Source organism: Micromonospora sp. HUAS YX12 (genome assembly GCF_040215685.1).
GTDB lineage: Bacteria > Actinomycetota > Actinomycetes > Mycobacteriales > Micromonosporaceae > Micromonospora > Micromonospora tulbaghiae.
The window spans coordinates 1,064,657-1,085,955 of the sequence record NZ_CP157974.1 but is presented as its reverse complement, the minus strand read 5'-3'; the positions used below and the strand labels follow the sequence as shown (position 1 = coordinate 1,085,955).

Sequence of the window (21,299 nt, the reverse complement as noted above, 5' to 3'; positions counted from 1 at the left end):
GGTCGTCGGCTCCGTACGGGAGACGCGGCACCAGGAGTGGCGCTCGGCGTATGGAGAGTTCAACCGCCCTGCCGCGGCAGCCCATTTCCGGGCGTGACCGGGGCCACCGCGGAACCGGACAGACGCCTCAGCCGGGGAGGCTTCCCAGGAGCCCGGTCACCGCGATCTCGATGACGACCCGCGCGGGATTCGGACGCGGCGTGCGATACCGCTCGGCGTACCGGCGCTCGGCCTCGGCCACCGACTCCGGGTCACGGCGCAGCACCGCCCGGCCCTCCACGGTCAGCCACCAGCGGCCGTCGACCTGGCACACCGCGACCGGGACGCCGTCCGGCCCGGCCGCCGCGACGTGCCGGGCCTTGGCCGACCCGGCTGAGGTGATCACCCGGGCCAGCCCGGCCGCCGGGTCGAAGGTCACCCCCACGGGTACGACGTGCGGGGTGCCGTCGGCACGCGGTGTGGTGAGCGTGGCGAGGTGCCGGTCCGCGAAGAAACGGGCCACCCGTTCGTCGTGCGGATCCAACCGGTGCCGTCCCGCCATGTCGTCTCCTCGCTCGCGTACCGGTGACGCCTCAGCGGCGCGGCGCCGTGCCGGGCGGCAACGTCGCCACCGGGGACTCCCCGGCGGCCCGCTGCTCGGCGCGGTGCTTGGCGACCAGCCGGCCCAGGTAGAACAGCGCGCCGGCCAGCACGCCCATGTCGTCCAGGTAGATCGGGTCGGGCAGCAGGTCCACCGGCAGGATCGTGTAGATCAGCGCGCCGTAGAACGCGACCTTGCCGCCGGCGCCGAGCGCGCCGAGCATGCGGCGGGTGCGGACCACCCGGATGGCGAGCAGCACCGCCCCGGCCAGCATGGCCGCCGCGAGGACGGCGGCGAGGACGACCAGCACCCAGGCTTCACGGGACACGCCACCACGCTAGCCGAGCCGCGCCCGGGCCGCCCGCGGGCGCGGTCCTTGACCCCGCCCCGCTCGGGAAAGCGTCCGCTACTCGCCGTAGCCGCCGCCGGGAGATGACTCCCGGGAACGCATATGACTGAGAGGCATAAATATGCTTCTCAGTCATATCGCTCGGAAGGCATGCAGCGCGGAGCCGGCTCAGGTCGCGACGGCCGCCCGGCCGCGAGCCACCGGCGGCAGCTCCCGGGTGACGTCGGCGACCGTGCCGACCGGCAGTTCCCGGGTGGTCTCCGGTCCGGCGAAACCCACGATGGAGAGCGCGGTCGGTGGCTCGGCGACCGGATGCAGCGCCGCGAACGCCTCGTCGCGCAGGCTCTGCGCCGCCGCCGCGGCCCGCTCGGCGGTCTGCCAGGCAGCCTGCTCCCGCTGCGTGGCGGCCCGGTGCCGGGCCGCCATGTTGTCCCGGACCAGCCGGCGCAGCAGCAGTTCCTGCTCCACCGGGTGCCGGCTCGGATCCCAGCCGTTGCCGCCGAGGATGTCGCTGAGCTGCCGCACCGTGATCTCGTCGCGCCACTGGGCGTCCATCGCGGCCCGGTGCAGCCAGCGCTCCCGGTCGGCGTACTCGGCCGGGGTCTTGGCGGTCCGGGGCAGCGGCAGCGCCGCGGCGGCGGTCAGGCGGCGGACGTCCTCCTCGGCCGCCTGGTACGCCTGCCAGGCGGCCTCGGCCGCCTCCTGGGCGGTCAGCCACTCGGCGCGGCTGCGCTCGGCGGTCGCCGTCGCACGGGAGGCCGCCACCGCCACCTCGTCGGCGTAGCGGAACTGCTCGCGGTCCCGTACGCGGGCTCGCTCGGCGCGTTCGATGCTGCTCGGCCGGGCGGCGTCACTGATGCGGTCGACCAGTTCCGAACGGAACCGGGACGGGCGGACGATCAGCGCGGCGACCACTGTCGCGGCCACGGCGAGCAGGACCAGCCAGATCACGGCGGCCGCGGGCATGTCGGGCAGGACGGTGGAGAAGACGGTCTGCATCACCAGCACCTCGTGGTGGAACGAAGGACGATCAACGGTTGTGGCCCGGACGTCCGGGCGGGTGCGCGTCGTGACTTCAGACGCGACGGGACGCGCGGCAGGGCGCGAGGCGTGCGGCCCGTGGGGCCGCGCCGGGGCGTACCGGAAGGGCGCCCGGTCAGGCGCGCGGTGGACCGCGACGGGCGATCTCCGCCCGGCCGGGGTCGGCGGCGGCGACGACCTCGACGCCGGGGACGCGCCCGGCGGAGTCGGCGGAAGGGGTAGCGGTGACGGCCGGGCCGGCGCCGGGACCGGTGGTCCGCAGGGCGGCGGTCGGGGCGTCGGCCGCCTGCCGCGTCGCGGCGTGCTCGACGGCGGCGACGTGCCTGATCGCCGCGACGTGCTCAGTCGCGACGGCGTGCGAGGCGACGGCGGCGCGCGAGGCCGGGGCGGCGTGCGCGGGTGCGGCGGCGATGCCCTGGAGGCCGGCGATCAGCACCAGGCCGGCGACAGCCGTGCGGGCGATCCGGCGCAGCGTCGCCGTCCAGGTGGACGGGGCGAACGCTACGGGCAGCACCGTTTCAACCTATCGGTCGGCCGAGGATCTCGCAGCTCAAGGATCTTGCGGTTTACGTGAGCCACCCCACGGGTCGGTGTGGACGGAGACCCACGCGGGGCCCGACGCGCGACGGCGCGGCACCCCGGCCGGGGCGCCGCGCCGTCGCGTGGATGCCGTGTCAGTTGGCGCCGAGCACCGGCGGCGGGGCGGCGTCGCCGTCGCCCCAGACCATCTCGTCCTCGGTGAGCCAGGTCAGCCGGCCGTCGGACTCGTCGTCGCCGTGGCCGCCGCGCCCGCCCAGCACGCCGCTGCGGCCGGCCATCGCGGGCCGCCCGGTGGCGCCGCCGGTGCGCTCGGCGGACTTGCTCCCGGCGTCGACCACGAGACCGCGACCGGAGGTGAGCCGGCCGGTGCCGGCGGCGGAGCGGTTGTCCGCGCCGGGCATGCCGCCGAGGCGAGCCGCCGACGCCGAGTTGGCGCCGGTGCCGGCCAGCGAGCCGGTGCTCAGGACGCCGGGGGCGCCGTAGAGCCCGCCTCCGGGACCGCCGGCGCTCATCGTCGTCGGGCCACCGCCGCCGGGACCGAAGCCCGGGCCGCCGCCGATCGTCGGACCGCCGGCGGTGCTGGTCAGCGGAGCGGCGCCGGCGAGCGAGGTGCCGGTCGGGTCGACGATGCCGCCGGCCGGCACCGATCCCGGAGCGCCCGCGCCCGGCTGGCCGCCCGGAGTGCCCGCACCCGGCGTGCCCTCGCCCGGCGTGCCGCCGGTCGGGGCGGTGTGGTGCACGCCCGACGTGGTGGCGGTGGCGTTCGCGCCCGGGCCGGAGCTGCCCAGGCTCGGGCCGGACGACGGCGTCTTCACCGACGGCCCGTTCTGCAGCGTCGGGTCACCGTTGCCGGGCTGGTCGGGCAGCTCGGTCTCCGGCGGGTCCGGCACGACGATCCGGCCGTACGCCGAGAAGTCGTAGCCCTCGGCGAGCTTCGCCACGACCTGCACCATCCGCTGGTGCGCCTTCTCCTGCTCGGCCTTGTCCTGCTGGTGGCCGACGATCCCGCCGATCACCGCGCCCGGGGCGCCACCGATCAGGAAGCCCTTACCGGCGCCGGAGAGCAGCTTGTCGTTGTCGTCGGTCTTCTCCGGGCTCTCCGCCTTGGACTGCGCGGCGCGCAGCTCGCTGGACATCATGTCGAGGCCCTGCCGGATGCCGGTCATGCCCTCGGCGAGGTTGCCGGAGTAGCGGACGACCATGTCCAGCCGGCGGTGGAACTCGCGCGCGGCGTCGCCGGTCCAGGTCTTCGCAAGCGCGTCCAGGTCGGCGGTCAGGTCGCGGCCGAGATCGTCGAGCGTGCCCTTCAGGGAGGTCCACTGGGCGCTGAGCGCCTCGATCTGCTTCGGGTCACCGGCGTTGACGCCCTGGTAGAGCTCCTCGTGACTGACGTGCTCGTAGCGCCGGGTGTACTCAGACACGCGGGTCCTCCTTCGGCTGCTTCATCGCCTCGTTCAGCCCGGAGAGGGCGGCGGCGATGTCGGCCGCGGCGGCGGCGTTGCGGGCCTCGGCGGTCTTGTAGTTCGTCATGATCTTGTGGGTCGCCTCGCGGGCGGCCAGGATCGCCCGGCGCAGCCGGTCGACGTGGTTGACGTAGCTCTGGTGGGTCTCGGAGTAGCGACGTGCGTTGTCGGTCGCGTCGGTGAACGTGCCGAGGGCCGGCGGGCGGCACTGCATCTGGGTGTTGAGCTTGCGCAACACCGACTCCGCCTCGTGCAGGCGCCGTTCGAGCCGCTGGTGAAAGTCCTCCAAGGACAGTACGTCTACTGTCGTGCGCCCCGTCATGGCTGCATCCCCGTAGTCATCGTCGATAACCGTTCGCCGTACTCAGGTTAGTCGAAGCGAGCCAACCCGGGCGACCCGTGACGGAGTTCCTCCACTTCGGATCCGGTGACGACCGGTCAACCGCCCTGGACCTGCGTCGCCGCGCCACCGGCCGAGGGCGTCGCGGTGGCGCCCGGGGGTGTCGACGCATCGAAGTAGGTCATCGCGTCCTCGCGGGACAGCGTCGGGCCGGTCGGCACCAGCGCCAGCAGCGAGGCGGGTACGGCCAGCGGCGTCACGTCGCCGTACCCGAGCGCGCTCTTCGCGTCGCCCCCGGCGGTGCCGAGCGGATAGCGGATGCCCTGGGCGGTCATCAGGTAGACCGTCGAACCGGCCGCCGCCTTGCCGCTCTCCCCGGCCGTGGCCTGCACCAGCACGCCCTTGCCGCCGGGCAGCAGCACGTTCTCGGCGGTGCGTACCGCGTCCCGGGCGCCCTGCCGGGCCGGCATCGCGGTCGCCGAGGTCAGCTCGGCCGGCGGGGAGTCGAAGACCTCCAGCGTGGTGATCGGCGGCTGACCGGCCGGGCCGGGCCGGTAGGTGGCGCAGAGCACCGTCCGCCCCGGACGGACCTCGTGCAACGTCGGCAGCCGGGCCGGCAGGCCGTCCGCGTCCAGGCGCTGGTCGGTGAGGAGCCGGCCCGCCTCGTCCGGAGTGATCTGCGTCACCTCACCGCCGCTGCCGAGCAGCAGCAGCGCGGTGACCTCGCGGACGGTCGCCAGGCCCTGCCGGGTGAGCACGTAGTACTGGCCGGCGGCCTGGTAGACCTGGCCGATCCGGGCCGGCCGGTCGGCCACTGTGAGCCCGCTCGCGTCGCCGTCCCCGGCGATCGCCGGCTTGCGCAGCACCGGCCCGACCGGCACCGCGTTCAGCAGTTGCTGCCCGACGGTCAGGTTCGTCGCGCCGGCCATCTTCAACGCCACCAGCGCCTGCTCGTCACCGGCGACCCGCAGCCGGGAACCGCCGGTGAGCAGGTAACGGGCGTCGCTGGTCCGCACCACCACGGCCCGGTCGGTGAGTGCCGTGCCGCCGGGCAGCGCGCGGTCGATCACCAGGTGCGTGGTGGAGCGCTGCGGGTCGTTCGGATCCGGCACGTCGCACACCGACCAGGGGAGCCCGACCAGTGACTTGCGATCCGGCAGGTCGTCCGGGGCGCCCACGATGCCGACCAGCCGCCCGCGTGGACGGTCCTTGATCGACGCCTGGGACATGGTGCGCGGCTGCGCCGCGGCGTCGTTGACGATCAGCCGCGCCGAGGCGTAGTTGAGCGTCGGGCGCAGCACCTCGTCCTCGCCGAAGTAGTACGTCGCGCCGGTCTCCCGCTCGATCACCAGCGTGTTCGGCTCCAGCGGCGCGGAATTGCTGGTGAGCTGCCCGTACGCGCCCACGCCGCCGAGCACCACGGCCGCCGCGATGACGCTGCCGAACACCGCCATGCCGAGGCGGCGCATCGGCAGGTCGTTGGTCTCCGGATCACCGGAGAGCAGCGCCGAGACGATGCGGCGGGTGACGAAGCGGTACGCCTGCACCTGATCGCGGCGGGTCCGCATGACTAACCTCCGGCGGGGGTGGGTCCACGGCGACAGGTCCGAACAGCGCCGCGGGCTTCCCTACGATAAGGGGCCGTCGGGGGTGCGCCGGACCCCGTCCGCCGCCCGAACGACCGCACCCGCCCGGCGGATGCCCAGGATGTCCAGAAGGGACGCACACCGATGACGCAGCTCCAGGCGCCACCCGGTCGTACCGCCACCGTTCCCGCCGTACCGCCGGACCGGCCGGTCACCCCGGCCGACAAGCGCCGCCGGGGACGGCTCGGCCCGGTCGTGGTCGGGCAGCTCGTGGTGGTGGAGTGCGCCGCGCTCGCGGTCTGGTTCGCCACCGCCGGCCCGGCGTGGCTGCTCGGGGTGGTCGCCGTCCTGGCGGTGCTGGCGGTGGTCGCGGCGTTCGCGCGCCGGGGCGGCCGCTGGTGGTACGAGGATCTGATGCTCCGCCGCCGGCTGCGCCGGCGCCGCGACCGGGCCCGGGGCGCGGCGCCCGGTGGTGACCCGAGGCTGGCCGCGCTCGCCCCGGAGCTGACGGTGGTGGAGCTGACCGAGCGCGGCACCCGGCTCGGCATCGGGCAGGACGACCGGGGCTGGTTCGCCGCCCTGGCGCTGACCGGCCGTCCCGGCGCGCCCGCCGGCTCGATCGAGGCGGCGGTGGTGGACCGCGCGCTCGCGGTGCTCGCCGACTTCTCCGGCCCGGTCACCCAGACCCAGGTCGTCTCGCACACCCTGGTCTGGTACCCGGCGCCCGGCGCGCCGCCGTCGGCGTACCGGACCGTGTGGGTGGCGCTGCGACTGTCGGTGTCCGACGCGCGGGCCGAGGCGGTGAGCCGGGGCGGCGGCCTGCCCGGCGTGCACCGCACGGTGGCGGCCGGGGTGGGCCGGCTCGGCAAGGCACTCAACGCCGCCGGCCTCGGTCACCGGGTGCTCGACCGCAACGAGCTGCACGCGGCGGTGGTGTCCGGAGCCGGGCTCGACCTGGCGCCGGAGTCCCCGGTGGAGACGTGGACCAGCCTGCGCGGGGGCGGCTGGACGCAGCGCTGCCTGGCCCTGCGGGTACGCCCCAACGGCTCGCTCGGCGCGCTGGTGGACGCGGTCACCGCCACCTCCGCGCCCTCGCACACGGTCGCCGCGGTGGTGCTCCCGGGCGGCCGGCGGGTGCCGCCGCTGCTGCGGGTGGCGGCCATGGACGGGCACGCCGAGGCGCTGGTGAAGGCGGTCCGGGAGATGGCCCGGCGCGCGGGCGTGCCGGCCCGCCCGCTGGACGGCCAGCACGGCCCCGGCGTCTACGCCACCGCGCCGGTCGGCACCGCCATGGGGACCGTCACGGTCGAAGGTTGACGATCCAGCCGTACGCGCCGCAGACCCAGACGGCCAGCGGCACCAGCGCGATGATCAGCAGGATCTCGACGATGTCCAGGGTCCGGCCCCAGACCGGGGAGATCCGCTTGCCGGCCACGGTCAGGCCGTAGACCAGGCTGATCACGGCCACCACGGCCAGACCGCCCAGGATCAGCCCGAGGCGTACCGCCAGCGAGCCGGCGGCGAACGTGGCGGCGGCGACCAGCCCCAGGCCGACGGTGCCGGACAGCAGCACCGGCGTGCGCTGGGCGCGGCTGAGGAACGGGCGTGCCCGCAGCAGCGACAGCAGCGCCAGCACCAGGCAGAGCAGGACCGCCGGGAGCCGGCCGTTCCCGGCCAGCACCACCTCGCCGCCGAGCACCAGCAGCGAGACGGTCCAGAGCAGACCGGTGAGGAACGCATCGGCGCGCTCGCTGTTGCGCAGCACCGACGGCCCGTCCACCGACTCGGTGTCGGTCTTGAGGTCGTCCGGGCCGGTGGGGATGGACGGCACCGGCAGCCGGGCCAGGCGGTAGGCGAGCATCGGCAGCGCGGGCAGCGCGCCGAACGCGACCGTCGCGACCACCGCCGCGGAGGCCGCCGCGCCGATGCCGAAGGCCAGGCTGAGCACCGCGCCGAGGCCGACCGCCGCGCCCACGCCCACCGCGCCGAGGAACAGCGGCAGGCGGTCGCCGACGGCGAGCGCGGCGATCGCGCCGAAGACCACCACGGCGGTGCCGGCGAGCAGGACGTGCGGACTGGCCAGCTCGCCGAGCGTCCGGTCCCCGGCGAGTACCAGCAGGCCGCCGACGCCCGCGTAACCGACCCCGACCAGGGCCAGCACCGCGCCGGTACGGCTGTCGCCGCCGGCACGGGACAGCACCGCGGCGCCGACCAGCAGCGCCACCGCGACCACGAACGCGGCCGCCGCGCCCGGTAGCTGCGGCGGGCCGGTGAGCAGCGCCGCCACCGCGCCCGCGGCGAGCGCCGACGCGGCCAGCAGGACCGCGAACACCCGCGTGGTCCCGACCTGCCAGGCGCCCGCCCGCTGGGTGGTGGAGGTGGCGACCGCGTCCACCACGTCGTCGAAGACGATCTCGGGGGCGGTCGCGGCGCGCGGGTTGAAGTAGAGCACCTCGCCGTCGCGTACGCCGAGCTGCGCGGCGGTCCGGCCGCCGTCGAGCGGCTGACCGCCGAGCCGGGACAGGGCCCAGCCGCCGTGCCGCACGCCCTCGTCGGCCAGGTCCTCGCCCGCGTACCGCAGCAACGTGGGAAGCAGATCGGCGAGCGGCACGTCGGACGGCAGCGCCAGATCCATCCTGGTACGCGGCGCCACGATGGTGATCCGGCTCAGCCCACCGGTCGCCGTCTTCGTCGCCACAGTGGCCTCCTCGTGCTCGCATACGATCCGCTGGGCCGTCGGCGTCGCCCCCACGGGTCCACGACGCCACCGGGAGATTACCTACGATGGCGGTCGCACAGGTTGCCCACCCGACGCTCACCGGCGGTGGCAGACCACGATCAGGGCCACTTCTGGGGAGGGGAGAGCCGTGAGTACGGTGGTGTTCCGCCGACTTCCGCGTCAACCGGGGCCCGCGCTGCCGCGCGGCGAGGTGCTGCTGGAATCCCCGCCCGAGCTGCCGGAGCCGCAGGCCAAGGGCATGGGCCAGGTGCTGATGATCCTGCCGATGCTCTGCGGCGTCGGCGCGATGGCGTTCCTCTACGCCGGCCGGGGCGGCGGCATGATGACGTACGTCGCCGGTGGCCTGTTCGGTGTGTCCATGCTGGGCATGGCGATCGGCACGCTCGGCAACGGCGGCAACGACAAGGCCGAGCTGAACGCCCAGCGGCGCGACTACATGCGTTATCTCGCGCAGATGCGCAAGCGCACCCGGCGGGCGGCCGAGCAGCAGCGCGCCGCGATGACCTGGCGGCACCCGGAGCCGGACGCGCTCTGGTCGATCGCCGCCTCCCGCCGGCTCTGGGAGCGGCGGATCACCGAGGACGACTTCGGCGAGGTGCGGATCGCGCTCGGCCCGCAGCGGCTGGCGGTGGAGATCGTGCCGCCGGAGACCAAGCCGGTGGAGGATCTGGAACCGATGAGCGCGATCGCGCTGCGCCGGTTCGTCCGGGCCCACTCCAGCGTGCCGGACCTGCCGACCGCGCTGTCGCTGCGCGCGTTCAGCCGGATCGCGTTGCGCGGCGACCGGGAGCCGGTGCTGGACCTGACCCGGGCCGCGCTGGGCCAGCTCGTCACGTTCCACGCCCCGGAGGATCTCCTGGTGGTCGTGGTGGCCGCGCCGGACCGGCAGGCGGCCTGGGACTGGGTGAAGTGGCTGCCGCACGCCCAGCACCCGGGGCGTACGGACGCGGCGGGCGCGCGCCGGATGGTGTTCGCCGCGCTGGACGAGGCGGAGACCGCGCTGGCCCAGGACCTGGGCGGGCGGCCCCGGTTCGCGCCGGAGGCGAAGCCGCTGACCACCGCGCCGCACGTGGTGGTGGTGCTGGACGGCGGTGAGGTCTCGGCGACCTGCGCGCTGACCGGGCCGGGCCTGCTCGGCACGACCGTGTTCGACCTGTCCGGCGCGGTCCCCCGCGACGCCGGGCGCTGGCTGCTCTGCCTGGACGCCGGTGACGGCACCGGGCTCGACCTGGTCCGCGGCACCGCCACCTCGCGGCTCGGCCGGCCGGACCGGCTGTCCCTGAGCGGGGCCGAGGGGCTGGCCCGGCAGATCGCCCCGTTCCGGCTCTCCCAGCAGCAGGGCGCCAGCACCGAGGAGCCGCTGGCCCGGAGCATGGAGCTGCCCGACCTGCTCGGTGTCGGCGACGCGGCCACGGTGGACACGCGGCAGACCTGGCGTCCGCGCAGCCACCGCGACCGGCTGCGCATCCCGCTCGGCCTGGGACCGGACGGCAACGTGGTGGAGCTGGACTTCAAGGAGTCCGCGCACGAGGGCATGGGCCCGCACGGCCTGGTGATCGGCGCGACCGGTTCCGGCAAGAGCGAGCTGCTGCGTACGGTGGTCGCGGCGCTCGCGGTGACGCACTCGTCGGAGGAGCTGAACTTCGTCCTCGTCGACTTCAAGGGCGGCGCCACCTTCGCGTCGCTGGACGCGTTGCCGCACACCAGCGCGGTGATCACCAACCTCTCCGACGAGCTGCCGCTGGTCGACCGTATGCGCGACGCGCTGGCCGGTGAGATGAACCGCCGGCAGGAGGTGCTGCGGGCGGCGGGCAACTACGTCTCCCGGTACGACTACGAGAAGGCGCGGGCCGCCGGTGAGCCGCTGGAGCCGATGCCCAGCCTGCTGATCATCTGTGACGAGTTCTCCGAGCTGCTGGCCGCCAAGCCGGACTTCATCGACCTGTTCGTGATGATCGGCCGCCTCGGCCGGTCGCTCGGCGTGCACCTGCTGCTCGCCTCGCAGCGGCTGGAGGAGGGCAAGCTGCGCGGCCTGGACACGCACCTGTCGTACCGGATCGGTCTGCGCACGTTCTCGGCGGTGGAGAGCCGGATCGTGCTCGGCGTGCCGGACGCGTACGAGCTGCCCAGCGCGCCCGGTCACGGCTACCTGAAGACGGACACCGCGACCATGCTGCGGTTCCGGGCCGCCTACGTGTCCGGCCCGTACCGGGCGCCGGGGCAGGTGCAGCGCTCCACCCGGGCGCAGGTGCAGCGCCGGATCGTCCCGTACGGCATCGACTACGTGCCGGTGCCGGCCCAGCCGAGCCCCGCCGAGGCCGCCCCGGAGCCGGAGCAGAGCGGCGACGGCAAGGCCGTGGCGATGCTGGACGTGCTGATCGACCAGCTCAAGGGCCGGGGCAAGCCGGCGCACCAGGTGTGGCTGCCGCCGCTGGCTGAGCCGTCCGGGCTGGCCGAGCTGCTGCCCAAGCTGAGCGTGCACCCGACGTACGGCCTGACCACCGCCGACTGGCCGGGCCGTGGCCGGCTCGCCGTGCCGGTGGGCATCGTGGACCGGCCGTACGAGCAGCGCCGCGACCCGATGATGGTCGACCTGGCCGGGGCCGGCGGCAACGTGGTGATCGTCGGGGCGTCGCTGAGCGGCAAGAGCACCATGCTGCGCTCGATGCTGGCCTCGCTGGCGCTCACCCACACGCCGCGCGAGGTGCAGTTCTTCTGCCTGGACTTCGGCGGCGGCGCGTTGCGCAGCCTGGACGGGCTGCCGCACACCTCGGGTGTCGCGGGCCGGCGGGACGTCGAGGCGGTCCGGCGGACGGTGGCCGAGGTGGTCGCCGTGATCGACGAGCGGGAGAACCGGTTCACCCAGCACGGCATCGACTCGGTGGCGAGCTACCGGCGCCGCCGGGCGGCCGGTGAGTTCGCCGACGACCCGTTCGGTGACGTCTTCCTCGTGGTGGACGGCTGGAACACCCTGCGCCAGGAGTACGAGGAGCTGGAGCAGACGATCACGAACCTGGCGAACCGGGGCCTCGGCTTCGGCGTCCACGTGGTGATCACGGCGGTGCGCTGGGCGGAGATCCGGATCAACATGCGGGATCTGCTCGGCACCAAGCTGGAGCTGCGGCTCGGTGACCCGTCCGAGTCGGAGATCGACCGGCGGGCCGCGCAGAACGTGCCGGTGGGCGCGCCCGGCCGCGGCCTGACCCGGGACAAGCTGCACTTCCTGACCGCGATCTCGCGGATCGACGGCAAGCGCGACATCGAGGATCTGACCGAGGCGTCGGTGGCGCTCGCCGGTCACGTCGCGGCGAACTGGCCGGGGCAGCCGGCGCCGAAGGTCCGGCTGCTGCCGCGCAAGCTGGCCGTCACCGAGCTGGCGAAGGTGGTCGACCGGTCCGCCCCGGGCATCCCGATCGGCGTCAACGAGTCGGCGCTCGCCCCGGTCTACCTGGACCTGGCCGGCGAGCCGCACCTGACCGTGTTCGGCGACGCCGAGTGCGGCAAGACCAACCTGCTGCGGCTGATCGCCCAGGGCATCGCCGAGCGGTACACCCCGGCCCAGGCGCGGCTGGTCATCGCCGACTACCGGCGTGGCCTGCTGGGCGCGGTCGAGGGTGACCACCTGCTCGACTACGCGCCGTCGAACCAGGTGTTCAGCCAGGGGCTCGGCTCGATCCGCAGCGCGTTGCAGAACCGGCTGCCCGGCCCGGACGTGACCACCGCGCAGCTGCGCGACCGGAGCTGGTGGAAGGGCCCGGACCTGTACATCCTGGTGGACGACTACGACCTGGTCGCCTCCGGCGGCAGCAACCCGCTGAGCGCGCTGCACGAGCTGCTGCCGCAGGCGCGGGACATCGGCCTGCACCTGATCATCACGCGCCGGGTCGGCGGTGTGGCCCGGGCGCTGTACGAGCCGGTGCTGCAACGCCTGCGCGAGCTGGACTCGCCGGGCCTGCTGATGTCCGGCAGCCGGGAGGAGGGAGCGGTCTTCGGCAACCTGCGGCCGACCCCGCAGCCGCCGGGCCGGGGCACGCTCGTCCGCCGCCGCGACGGCCAGCAGCTGATCCAGACCGCGTGGACCGAACCGGCCTGACGGGACGGACGGCGAGCGGCCCGGTCCGGTAGCGTCGGCCCGATCGATCGTCGCGAGTGGAGAGGGGCGCGCAGGTGAGCAGCCCGTCGGGTTTCGGTGCGGCCATGGAGGGCCTGCTGCGGCAGGCGCAGGAACAGCAGCGCCGGCTCGCCGACCTCCAGCGGCAGCGCGCCGAGCTGCGGGTGACCGGGGAGAGCCCGGACGGGCTGGTGCGGGTGACGGTGAACGGCGGCATGAAGGTCGGCGACATCGAGCTGAACGCGCGGGCGATGCGGCTGGACAGCTTCTCCCTGGCCGAGGCGATGCAGGCGGCGATCGACGCGGCCTACGCGGCCTTCGAGGAGCGCCAGCGCGAGATGCTGGGCGAGATGCTCGGCGACTCCGAGATGGTCCGCCGGGCGCAGGACGGCACGCTGACCCCGGAGGACTGGTTCCGTCAGTTCGGGGTGGACGTGTCCGACCCGACGCGCAACCTGCGGCGCTGAGCGAGAGGAAGGCCGGCGATGCCGAACACCGTCGACGTCGACGCGATCCGGAAGGCGGGCCGGATGCTCGACGCCCCGGACGGCCCGATTCAATACCTCCGCAACGTCGAGACGTTGCTGGCCGAGGTCAAGCTGCCCAGCCGCGCGCTGAGCTGGTTCGGCACCGGCGCGGTGGAGCGGCACAACGCGGCTGTGGACGGGCACCTGGACAACGTCCGCACCGGCGTGGAGCATCTGCGCAAGGCCGCCGCGCAGCTCGAACAGAGCGCGAAGAACTGGGAGAGGTCGGATCAGCCCTGGGTGGTCAAGTGACCGGCCGGCTCCGCCTCGGGAGGGACGCCTGATGCCACCGGAGATCCTCATCGCCAACGCCTCGGGGGCGGTGACCGGCACCGTGACGGTCGCCGAGACCACGGCTCCGGTCCGGTCGGCGGCGGCCATCGCCAAGGGCAACCTGGTCTGGATCGTCGGCTCGGCGGCGCTGATCGGCACGATCCTCTACCTGGAGTCGTTCGACAACCAGCAGGTCAACGAGTCGATCAAGAAGTGGGACGAGGCGGCCCGCCTGCTCGGCGCGGACCAGTTCGGCGCGGCCATGGCGGCGGTTCCGCCGGACGCGGCGGAGTGGGACTTCGACGACCGCGACGCGTTCGACCTGTTCCTCCGCAAGCTCGGGGCGGAGATCAACTCGCTGGCCGAGGCGTTCGCCGCCAACCGGGACACGCTCACCGCCGCCCGGGACGCGTACAACGACGCGATCTCCGGGCTCGCCCAGGCGCTCATGCCGATCCTGGTCGCGGTGATCGCCTCGATCGCGCTCCAGTTCTTTCCCGCCACCACCGCGCTGGCCCAGGCCATCGGCATCGTCGGCCTGACCGCCACCGCCGCCGTCCTGGTCCTGGTCTTCGGCGAGATCAGCGCGCTGCTGCACGCGCTGCTGGCCGCCTTCCACACCGACAACCGGTTCACCTTCACCGCTGACTCGCGCCCCGGCTGGGCGCCGACCGGCACGGACCCGGACATCAAGGACATCAAGATCGACTGGGTGCGGGACGCCAAGTTCTACGGGTGACGGGAGCGACGCATGGACACCCTGCTCTTCTCGCTGTTGCTGTACGTCCTGCTGACCATCCCGGTCTTCGTGGTCCTGATGCTGTTCGCCGCGCTGACCCGCTCGGCGCGGCTGCGGCGGGCCGCCGAGGTGGTGTCGCTGAGCACCTGCGCGGCGCTGCTGGTGCTGTCGTTCCAGCGCGCGTTCGAGAAGCCGGTGCTGTGGGCCGTGGTGGTGCTGCTGGTCGCGGTGCTGGTCTTCGGCGTGTCGACGATCGTCAAATCGTCACGCGAACGATCCTGAGCTCAGAAGGGACCGTCCAACTCGTACGGAGAGTGCCGGATCGCGTTGTCGGTTCTGGCCTGTCGGAATACGACGATGGGACAGCAGGGCTGCGCGGGTTGGACATCGTCCGCTACGGTTCGGATGAAGTGTCCGTCGGTGGGGTGTGTTCGCCTTGCCGCGGGGGAGGGCGCGGCGGATCCGCCGCCACAAATGACGGAAGGGTGTGAAGCATGGCGTTCGAGGTCAGTGCAGCGACTCTGCACACCGCCGCGAGTGACGTGCGGTCCACGCGCAGCGACGTCGACGGCGAGCTCAAGAAGCTGTGGAACGTGGTCGACGACCTGGCGATGGCCTGGAAGGGCGGGGCGTCCACGGGCTTCCAGAGCCTGATGACTCGCTGGAACGAGGACACCACGAAGCTGCTGACCGCGATGGACAACATCGCGGACCTGCTCGACAAGTCGGGCACCACGCACCAGGTCAACGACGAAGAGCAGCAGCAGATGCTGGACAAGTTCCACGCTGCTCTCAACCCGTGATCCGCGAAGACAGGCAGAGGAGGAATCGATGAGCATCAAGGTTGACTACGCTGTTCTGGAGAGCAGCAACCAGCAGATGCAGGCCATCTCGCGGACCATCGACGAGAAGCTGGACACCCTGCGGGCGATGCTGAGCAAGCTCGAGTGGGAGGGCCAGGACCGGGTCGCCTACGAGCAGCACCAGGCCCAGTGGGACGCCGCCGTGCGGGACATCAACAAGGTCCTGAACGAGATCGGCGGCGCCGTGGGCATCGCGCGCGAGAACTACATGACCACGGAGATGAGCAACTCCAAGGTCTGGGGCAACTGACCCCCGACCGGTCCACAGCGGCTCCGCTCCGGCTCGTGCCGGGCGGAGCCGTCGTGCGTTGTCAGGCGTCCTGCGGGACATCGCGCCGGCCGGGCCGCCACCCGCGCCGGCGCCCGCGTACCACGATGGGGCGCAGCGTCAGCAGGACGCCGGCCAGCAGCGCGCCGACGACAGCGACCCAGATCGCGACGGCGCGCTGCCAGCCCAGCGGGTCGGCGGGCGGCGCCGGTGCCGGCATCGCGCCCAGCGGCGGATCGGTCCGGGTGCCCAGCAGGCTGGTGACCGCCCGGTACGGGTTGACCATCCCGAAGCCGACCTCGGCGTTGTGCCCGTCGGGCGGGTTGTCGGCGGTACGGGTCAGCCGGTAGGCGACCTCGTCGGCGCTGATGTCCGGGTGTGCGGCCCGCACCAGCGCGGCCACCCCGGAGACGTACGCGGTGGCGAAGCTCGTCCCGCCCTGCGGCTCGGCCCGGTATCCCGATCCCTGCGGCGCGGGCCCGACGATGTTCAGGCCGGGCCCGGCGATGTCCACATAGTCCCCGCTGACCGAGCTGCCGACGTGCCCGCCCTGCTCGTCGATCCCGGCGACGGCGACGACGCCCTCGTACGCCGCCGGATAAGCGGGCCGGTCCTCCCGGTTCTCCTGCCGGTTGCCGGCGGAGGCGACGACTACCACGTCCTTGCCGAGCGCGTACCGCACCGCGGACTTCAGCGCCGGGTCGTCGAGCGTGACCAGGGACAGGTTGATCACGTCGGCGTCGTGGTCGACCGCCCAGCGGATCGCCTTGCCGATCTCGGCCGGCACGTCCGGGTCGAAGTTCTCCTTGTTCTCGGCCAGCACCCGCAGCGGCAGGATCTTCGCCTCCGGTGCGATGCCGGTGTACGGCGAGCCGGTGCCCTCCCGGCCGGCGATGATGCCCGCGACCATGGTGCCGTGGCCGACCAGGTCACACTGCCCCTTGAGGCGGACGAGCTGGTTGAAGTCCTCACCCGGCAGCACCCGCCCGCGCAGCAGGGGATGGGCCGGCGAGACGCCGGAGTCGATCACCGCGACGGTGATCCCCGCGCCCTTGCCGATCCGCCACGCGGCGGCCGGGTCGAGGCGGCTCAGCGCCCACGGCACCTCGGCGGGCGCGGGGCCGCCGGCCGGGCCGCACGCCGGGGCGGCCCGCGCGGGCGCGGGCACCGCCAGCGCGCCGCCGAGCAGGGCGGTCACCGCCGCTCCGGAGAGGACGGACCTGATCCGGTGTCCGGCCCGGACGCGTCCCGTGGTCGCGCCCGGCCGCAAGCTGTCGCGCACGCGGTGAGATTACCCGCCGCGCCCGCCCGCGCGGGCACACGTGGTGCCGGCCCGGGTCACCTGCCGGCGGTGGCGTCGCCGGCCGGTTCGGCGGCGAAGAGGGCCAGCAGGGCGCCGACCTGCTGGTCGGCCTCGGCCGGGTGCCGGAAGCGGCCCTTCGGGTTGAGTGTGTACTCGTTGCGCCGTCCCACCCGCGTACGCCGCAGGTAACCCCCGGCCTCCAGGTCGGCCACGATGGCCTGGGCCGCCCGTTCGGTCACGCCCACCTCGTCGGCCACGTCCCGCAGCCGGGCGGTGGGATTGCGTGCGATCGCCAGCAGCACGTGGCCGTGGTTGGTGAGGAAGGTCCAGTTACGGCGGCTCCCGGGCTCAACTGGTGTGGTCGCCATGTCGGTCATGCTAGGCCCCCTGCTCGGTTGCCCCGACCCGGCGCGGGCCGGCACGGGAAAGTATGAAATGCGTATCACGAATCTTGACGGACTACGAGGTGCGTGTGACCGTGGGTCGCGAGGCCGTTCGGCCTGCTGGTTCCCCAGGTAGACGAGGTGAGGGACATGACGCCGAGCACCCCGGAGCAGGCACTGACCGAGCTGCGTGCCGGTAACCACCGGTTCGTCACCGGCGTCCCGCAGCATCCGAATCAGGACGCCGGGCACCGGGCGGCGGTCGCCGACGGCCAGCATCCCTTCGCGGTGATCGTCGGCTGCTCCGACTCGCGGCTCGCCGCCGAGATCATCTTCGACCGTGGTCTCGGTGACCTCTTCGTGGTGCGTACGGCCGGGCACACCGCCGGGCCGGAGGTGCTCGGCAGCGTCGAGTACGCCGTCACAGTGCTCGGCACGCCGCTCGTGGTGGTGCTCGGGCACGACTCGTGCGGCGCGGTCCAGGCCGCCCGGGAGGGGTTCCGGACCGGCTCCGCCCCGGTCGGGCACCTGGGCGCGGTGGTGGACGCGGTCTCGCCCAGCCTGCTGCGCGCCGCCCGCCAGGGCGTCGACGACCTCGACGGCATCATCGACGTGCACATCGCGCAGACCGTCGAGACGCTGCTGGCCCGGTCCGCCGTGCTGGCCGAGCGGGTGGCGGCCGGGCGGTGCACTGTGGTGGGCATGTCGTACCGGCTCGCCGGCGGCGAGGTGCGGACCGTGGCGCAGGCCCCGGCCCCGCTGCCCGCTCCGGCGGCGCCCGCCGACCCGGCGCTGGCCGGCTGACCCGGGGTAAGACGAGAAGGGGCCGCCCTCGGGCGGCCCCTTCTGCTGTGTCCGGGTCAGAGCAGCGACATGTGGACGTGGTCGGTGTGGTTCGACGGTCCGCTGTACGAACTCCAGCCGGTGGCCGGGAACCAGATCTGCCGGTTCCAGATGACGTAGTAGATGCCCAGCCGGTCGGCGTTACGGATGAGGAAGGCGGTGACCTCGTTGCCGTACCGGCGGGTGTCGTTGTTGTGCCAGGGCGCGAAGCCGCTGTTCTGGAGCGACCAGTCGCACGCCTTGCCCTTGGGGTGCTCCCACGGCCCGCCGGGCCGGTAGCAGCCCACGAAGCGCTTGAAGCCCGCGCGGCGGACCTCCTTGTACGCGTGCAGCGTGCGCGGCGTGACGCAGCCCGAGGTGGTCGGGTCGGGTTCGCTGCACGACTCGGCCTTCCAGCCGCCGTCGGCGGTGCGGCCGGGGGCGATCTTGGCGACCGGTGAGGTGGCGGAGACCAGGCCGCCGGTGAAGCCGAGACCGCCGACGAGCTTCAGCGCGCGCTCGGCCTGCACCTTCTCGCGCTCCATGGCGTTCTTCTGCTTCTCCTGCTCGCGCACCTCGGCGTCGAGCGCGATCTTGGCCTGCTCGGCGCGGGTCTTGACCGCGTTGATGGCGGCCAGGCGCTGCGCGTTGAGGAGGTTCAGCTCGTCCAGGGCGTTGACCCGGCGGACGAACGAATCGGGCGAGTTGCTCTCCAGCAGCATCGCCATCGCGCCCATCCGGCCGGTCCGGTAGGACTGGGCGGCGAGCTGGTTGACCTGCGGGCTGAGCGCCTCGAGTTCGGCCTGTGCCGTCTTCACCTCGGCCGCCAGCCGCCGCTGGCGGTCCTGGGACTTGGCGAGCTTGGCCTTGGCCTGGAGGAAGTTCCGGTTGGCGGCGTCGATCGCCTCGGTGATGAGCGGCGGGTCGCCGTCCTCCTCGTGTCCCGAGGGGGTGCCGGGGGCCGCCGCGGTGGGGGCCGCGGTCGCCGGGGTCGGCCCGGCCAGCACGGCCAGCGAGGCCAGCACGGCCACCACGGGTGTCAGCCAGCGGCGCAGGGGTGCCGTCACAGTGTTCCCTTCCGTCGGCCGCCGACCGGGTTAGCTGACGGGTTCGGGACGGAAGTGGCCCCTACCGCTGTCGCGGATTCACCCCATGTACCTGGTTCCCCGGCTCGCCCGCGGGCGATTGGGCGGCGGCACCGCTGGCGCCGGTGCGCGCCTTCGGCGGTGACCGGCAGCGAGGTTACCTGACAGCACTCCTGAGGATCTACGTCCGGAAGCCGACCAATAGCGAGATTTCGCCGTGGCATACCGTGACCAGCGTCGCGTTTGAAATCGATGGTCACGCTGCGCAGTGTCACCATGCGGCCTCCGTGCTCTTCCCGCCGCCGAGCGCCTCCAGCGCGTCGTCCCGTCCGGCCGGCGGCCGGGCCGCCGGTGGCGCCGGCTCCGCGCCGTGCGAGCGCCGCCCGGCGGTGGTCACGATCGCGGCCAGTCCGGTCGTCAGCGGTACGGCGGCGATCAGGCCGAGCGTGGCCACCGCGCTGCGGACGATCTCCTGGGCGAGGAACTCGCTGGTGAGGATCTCGCTCACCGGGCGGGAGTCGGCGACCAGCAGGAGCAGCAGCGGCAATGAGGCGCCCGCGTACGCCAGCACGATGGTGTTGACGGTGGACGCGATGTGCGCCCGGCCGACCCGGGTCGCCGCCCGGTAGAGCTGCCGCCGGGACAGCCCGGGGTTGGCGTGCGCCAGTTCGGTGACGGTGGCCGCCTGGGTGACTGTGACGTCGTCCAGCACGCCCAGCGAGCCGATGATGATGCCGGCCAGCAGCAGGCCGTGCAGGTCCACGTCGCCCTGGAACATGGACAGCGTGGTGGCGTCCTCGCTGCCGAAACCGGTCAGGTGGGTGGCGGACGTGGCGAGCAGGCCGAGCACGCCGGTGACCACCAGGCTGCCGAGCGTGCCGAGCACCGCCACCGACGTCTGCGCCGTGATCCCGTGGGTCAGGTAGAGCACCACGAACATGATCAACGCGGCGCCCACGATCGCCACCAGCAGCGGTGGCTGGCCGGCGCCGATGCCCGGCAGCACGAAGCCGAGCAGGATGGCGAAGCTGGCCACCAGGCCGCCGAGCGCGGCGAGCCCGCGCCAGCGGCCGAACGCCACGATCGCGGCGGCGAAGAGCACCATCAGCCAGATCAGCGGCGTACCGCGCTGGTGTTCGGCGATGTTGTAGGACTTCACCGCCGGATCGGCCGGGTCGGTCAGCTCGACCAGGACGACCTCGTCGCCGACCGCGACCCGGGGCGCGCCCGGCCCGGCCGGGATCGGCGTCTCGACCTGCCGGCCCGCGTCCGGGCCCTGCTCGGCGGTGACGGTCACCGTGCCGCAGGGGCCACGTCCGCCGTCCGGGGCCTCCGGGGTCGGCGGGCAGGGCTCGGTGACCACCCGGGTCACGGTGCCGTGGTAGCGGGGGACGTCCGCGCCGCCGATCGGCTCCCGGTCCTGCCGGGGCCAGAGCACCAGCGCCGCGATCACGGTGAGCGCGAACAGCGGCACCACCACGGCGACGAGCAGCCGTCGTACGCCCGGCGGCGTGGGTGGTGCGGGGCGGGTGTGGTCGGCACCCATGGCGTCTCTCCCAACGGTCGCGGCGACGCCTGGTCCGCCGGACCGGTCTGGTCACCCGGCCGGCGCGGACGTGTCGACCACGTCCGGGTCGTCGCCCGGCCATGGTAGGCGGCCCGGCCGGAGGTCCCCGTTCAGCCGCGCTTCATCAGGCGGCCGACGGCGGCCATCATCTCGGTCGCCATCTCGTCGGCCCGGCCCTCGGCGGCGCCCTCGTGCATGCAGTGCCGGGCGTGTCCGTCGAGCAGGCCCAGGCCGACCTTGTCCAGCGCCGCCTGGATGGCCGAGATCTGGGTCAGCACGTCGATGCAGTAACGGTCGTCCTCGACCATCTTCTCGATGCCACGGACCTGGCCCTCGATCCGGCGGAGCCGGGCCAGGAGCTGGTCCTTGCTGGCGGTGTAGCCCCGGGTCGGGCTGGACGGCGCGGTCATGAAACCGAGGATAGCGTACCCCTCGGGGGTATGCTAACGTTCCGAGCGTACCCCTGGGGGGTATCAGATCGGAGGGCGAGATGGAGACCACCTACCAGGTGAGCGGCATGACCTGCGGGCACTGCGTCAACTCGGTGAGCACCGAGCTGAGCGCGCTACCGGGCGTCACCGACGTCCAGGTCGACCTGGCCACCGGCCGGGTCACCGTCACCAGCCAGAACCCGCTGGACGCGGACGCGGTCCGCGCGGCGGTCGACGAGGCCGGCTACGACCTCGTCGGTGCGTGACGGGTCCGACGGGCCCGCGGAA

The 21,299-nt window shown here is 73.7% G+C and carries 23 protein-coding genes and 1 riboswitch; of the genes, 10 read left to right on the top strand and 13 right to left on the bottom strand.

Annotated elements, in window-relative coordinates:
• Positions 1-127: 127 nt before the first annotated feature.
• The 7 genes from ABIH81_RS05395 to eccB form a co-directional block, all read right to left on the bottom strand.
• Positions 128-541 (bottom strand): pyridoxamine 5'-phosphate oxidase family protein, encoded by a 414-nt coding sequence (locus ABIH81_RS05395; protein ID WP_349879295.1) that lies wholly within the window; start codon positions 539-541, stop codon positions 128-130.
• Between the two features lie 31 nt (positions 542-572).
• Positions 573-908 (bottom strand): YkvA family protein, encoded by a 336-nt coding sequence (locus tag ABIH81_RS05390; protein ID WP_349879294.1) that lies wholly within the window; start codon positions 906-908, stop codon positions 573-575.
• Positions 909-1,097: 189 nt separating this feature from the next.
• Positions 1,098-1,928, bottom strand: coding sequence for a hypothetical protein (locus tag ABIH81_RS05385; RefSeq protein ID WP_349879293.1), 831 nt, complete (start codon positions 1,926-1,928; stop codon positions 1,098-1,100).
• Positions 1,929-2,085: 157 nt separating this feature from the next.
• A complete protein-coding gene (locus ABIH81_RS05380; RefSeq protein WP_349879292.1) occupies positions 2,086-2,484 on the bottom strand; it encodes a hypothetical protein in 399 nt (132 codons plus the stop codon).
• 160 nt (positions 2,485-2,644) lie between these two features.
• Positions 2,645-3,931, bottom strand: coding sequence for a WXG100 family type VII secretion target (locus tag ABIH81_RS05375; protein WP_349879291.1), 1,287 nt, complete (start codon positions 3,929-3,931; stop codon positions 2,645-2,647).
• Positions 3,924-4,262, bottom strand: a complete 339-nt coding sequence (locus tag ABIH81_RS05370) for a hypothetical protein (RefSeq protein WP_230651192.1) — start codon at positions 4,260-4,262, stop codon at positions 3,924-3,926. The genes ABIH81_RS05375 and ABIH81_RS05370 overlap by 8 nt, the downstream gene beginning before the upstream one ends.
• 149 nt (positions 4,263-4,411) lie before the next feature.
• Complete coding sequence (eccB, locus tag ABIH81_RS05365) at positions 4,412-5,881, bottom strand: type VII secretion protein EccB (protein WP_349879290.1); 1,470 nt, start codon at positions 5,879-5,881, stop codon at positions 4,412-4,414.
• 162 nt (positions 5,882-6,043) lie between these two features.
• Between eccB and ABIH81_RS05360 the strand changes: the two genes are divergently transcribed.
• Positions 6,044-7,216, top strand: a complete 1,173-nt coding sequence (locus ABIH81_RS05360; RefSeq protein ID WP_349879289.1) for a type VII secretion protein EccE — start codon at positions 6,044-6,046, stop codon at positions 7,214-7,216.
• Here ABIH81_RS05360 and eccD read toward each other — a convergent pair.
• On the bottom strand, positions 7,200-8,597 hold the full coding sequence (eccD, locus tag ABIH81_RS05355) for a type VII secretion integral membrane protein EccD (protein WP_349879288.1): 1,398 nt from the start codon (positions 8,595-8,597) through the stop codon (positions 7,200-7,202). The two genes, ABIH81_RS05360 and eccD, sit on opposite strands and share 17 nt — an antisense overlap.
• Positions 8,598-8,766: 169 nt before the next feature.
• On the opposite strand from eccD, the gene eccCa reads away from it, so the two are divergent.
• The 7 genes from eccCa (at position 8,767) to ABIH81_RS05320 (ending at position 15,402) form a co-directional block, all read left to right on the top strand.
• Positions 8,767-12,732, top strand: a complete 3,966-nt coding sequence (gene eccCa / locus ABIH81_RS05350) for a type VII secretion protein EccCa (RefSeq protein WP_349879287.1) — start codon at positions 8,767-8,769, stop codon at positions 12,730-12,732.
• Positions 12,733-12,806: 74 nt separating this feature from the next.
• Positions 12,807-13,217: a YbaB/EbfC family nucleoid-associated protein gene (locus ABIH81_RS05345; RefSeq protein WP_349879286.1), complete on the top strand. Its 411-nt coding sequence runs from the start codon at positions 12,807-12,809 to the stop codon at positions 13,215-13,217.
• Positions 13,218-13,235: 18 nt separating this feature from the next.
• On the top strand, positions 13,236-13,529 hold the full coding sequence (locus tag ABIH81_RS05340) for a hypothetical protein (RefSeq protein WP_349879285.1): 294 nt from the start codon (positions 13,236-13,238) through the stop codon (positions 13,527-13,529).
• A 31-nt stretch (positions 13,530-13,560) separates the two neighbouring features.
• Positions 13,561-14,289, top strand: a complete 729-nt coding sequence (locus tag ABIH81_RS05335; protein ID WP_349879284.1) for a hypothetical protein — start codon at positions 13,561-13,563, stop codon at positions 14,287-14,289.
• 12 nt (positions 14,290-14,301) lie between these two features.
• Positions 14,302-14,571 carry a hypothetical protein gene (locus ABIH81_RS05330; protein WP_128137804.1) on the top strand — a complete coding sequence of 90 codons (270 nt, stop codon included), beginning with the start codon at positions 14,302-14,304 and terminating at the stop codon, positions 14,569-14,571.
• 212 nt (positions 14,572-14,783) lie between these two features.
• Complete coding sequence (locus ABIH81_RS05325) at positions 14,784-15,092, top strand: WXG100 family type VII secretion target (RefSeq protein WP_349879283.1); 309 nt, start codon at positions 14,784-14,786, stop codon at positions 15,090-15,092.
• A 28-nt stretch (positions 15,093-15,120) separates the two neighbouring features.
• Complete coding sequence (locus ABIH81_RS05320) at positions 15,121-15,402, top strand: WXG100 family type VII secretion target (protein ID WP_018785753.1); 282 nt, start codon at positions 15,121-15,123, stop codon at positions 15,400-15,402.
• Positions 15,403-15,463: 61 nt separating this feature from the next.
• Here ABIH81_RS05320 and mycP read toward each other — a convergent pair whose 3' ends face one another.
• Entirely contained in the window at positions 15,464-16,702 is a 1,239-nt protein-coding gene (gene mycP, locus ABIH81_RS05315; RefSeq protein ID WP_349879282.1) for a type VII secretion-associated serine protease mycosin, read from the bottom strand.
• 56 nt (positions 16,703-16,758) lie between these two features.
• On the bottom strand, positions 16,759-17,100 hold the full coding sequence (locus ABIH81_RS05310; RefSeq protein ID WP_349879281.1) for a MarR family winged helix-turn-helix transcriptional regulator: 342 nt from the start codon (positions 17,098-17,100) through the stop codon (positions 16,759-16,761).
• A 156-nt stretch (positions 17,101-17,256) separates the two neighbouring features.
• Here ABIH81_RS05310 and ABIH81_RS05305 point away from each other — a divergent pair, with 156 nt between their 5' ends.
• On the top strand, positions 17,257-17,910 hold the full coding sequence (locus tag ABIH81_RS05305; RefSeq protein ID WP_349879280.1) for a carbonic anhydrase: 654 nt from the start codon (positions 17,257-17,259) through the stop codon (positions 17,908-17,910).
• 56 nt (positions 17,911-17,966) lie between these two features.
• Here the strand turns inward: ABIH81_RS05305 and ABIH81_RS05300 are convergent, their stop codons facing one another.
• From ABIH81_RS05300 to ABIH81_RS05290, 3 genes are all read right to left on the bottom strand, one after another.
• Complete coding sequence (locus ABIH81_RS05300) at positions 17,967-18,995, bottom strand: hypothetical protein (protein WP_349879279.1); 1,029 nt, start codon at positions 18,993-18,995, stop codon at positions 17,967-17,969.
• Between the two features lie 3 nt (positions 18,996-18,998).
• A riboswitch (cyclic di-AMP (ydaO/yuaA leader) is annotated at positions 18,999-19,130 on the bottom strand.
• A gap of 154 nt (positions 19,131-19,284) precedes the next feature.
• Positions 19,285-20,559 carry a YibE/F family protein gene (locus ABIH81_RS05295; protein ID WP_349879278.1) on the bottom strand — a complete coding sequence of 425 codons (1,275 nt, stop codon included), beginning with the start codon at positions 20,557-20,559 and terminating at the stop codon, positions 19,285-19,287.
• A gap of 131 nt (positions 20,560-20,690) precedes the next feature.
• A complete protein-coding gene (locus ABIH81_RS05290) occupies positions 20,691-20,990 on the bottom strand; it encodes a metal-sensitive transcriptional regulator (RefSeq protein ID WP_013283780.1) in 300 nt (99 codons plus the stop codon).
• Between the two features lie 80 nt (positions 20,991-21,070).
• Between ABIH81_RS05290 and ABIH81_RS05285 the strand changes: the two genes are divergently transcribed.
• Positions 21,071-21,277, top strand: coding sequence for a heavy-metal-associated domain-containing protein (locus ABIH81_RS05285; protein ID WP_349879277.1), 207 nt, complete (start codon positions 21,071-21,073; stop codon positions 21,275-21,277).
• Positions 21,278-21,299: the final 22 nt, after the last annotated feature.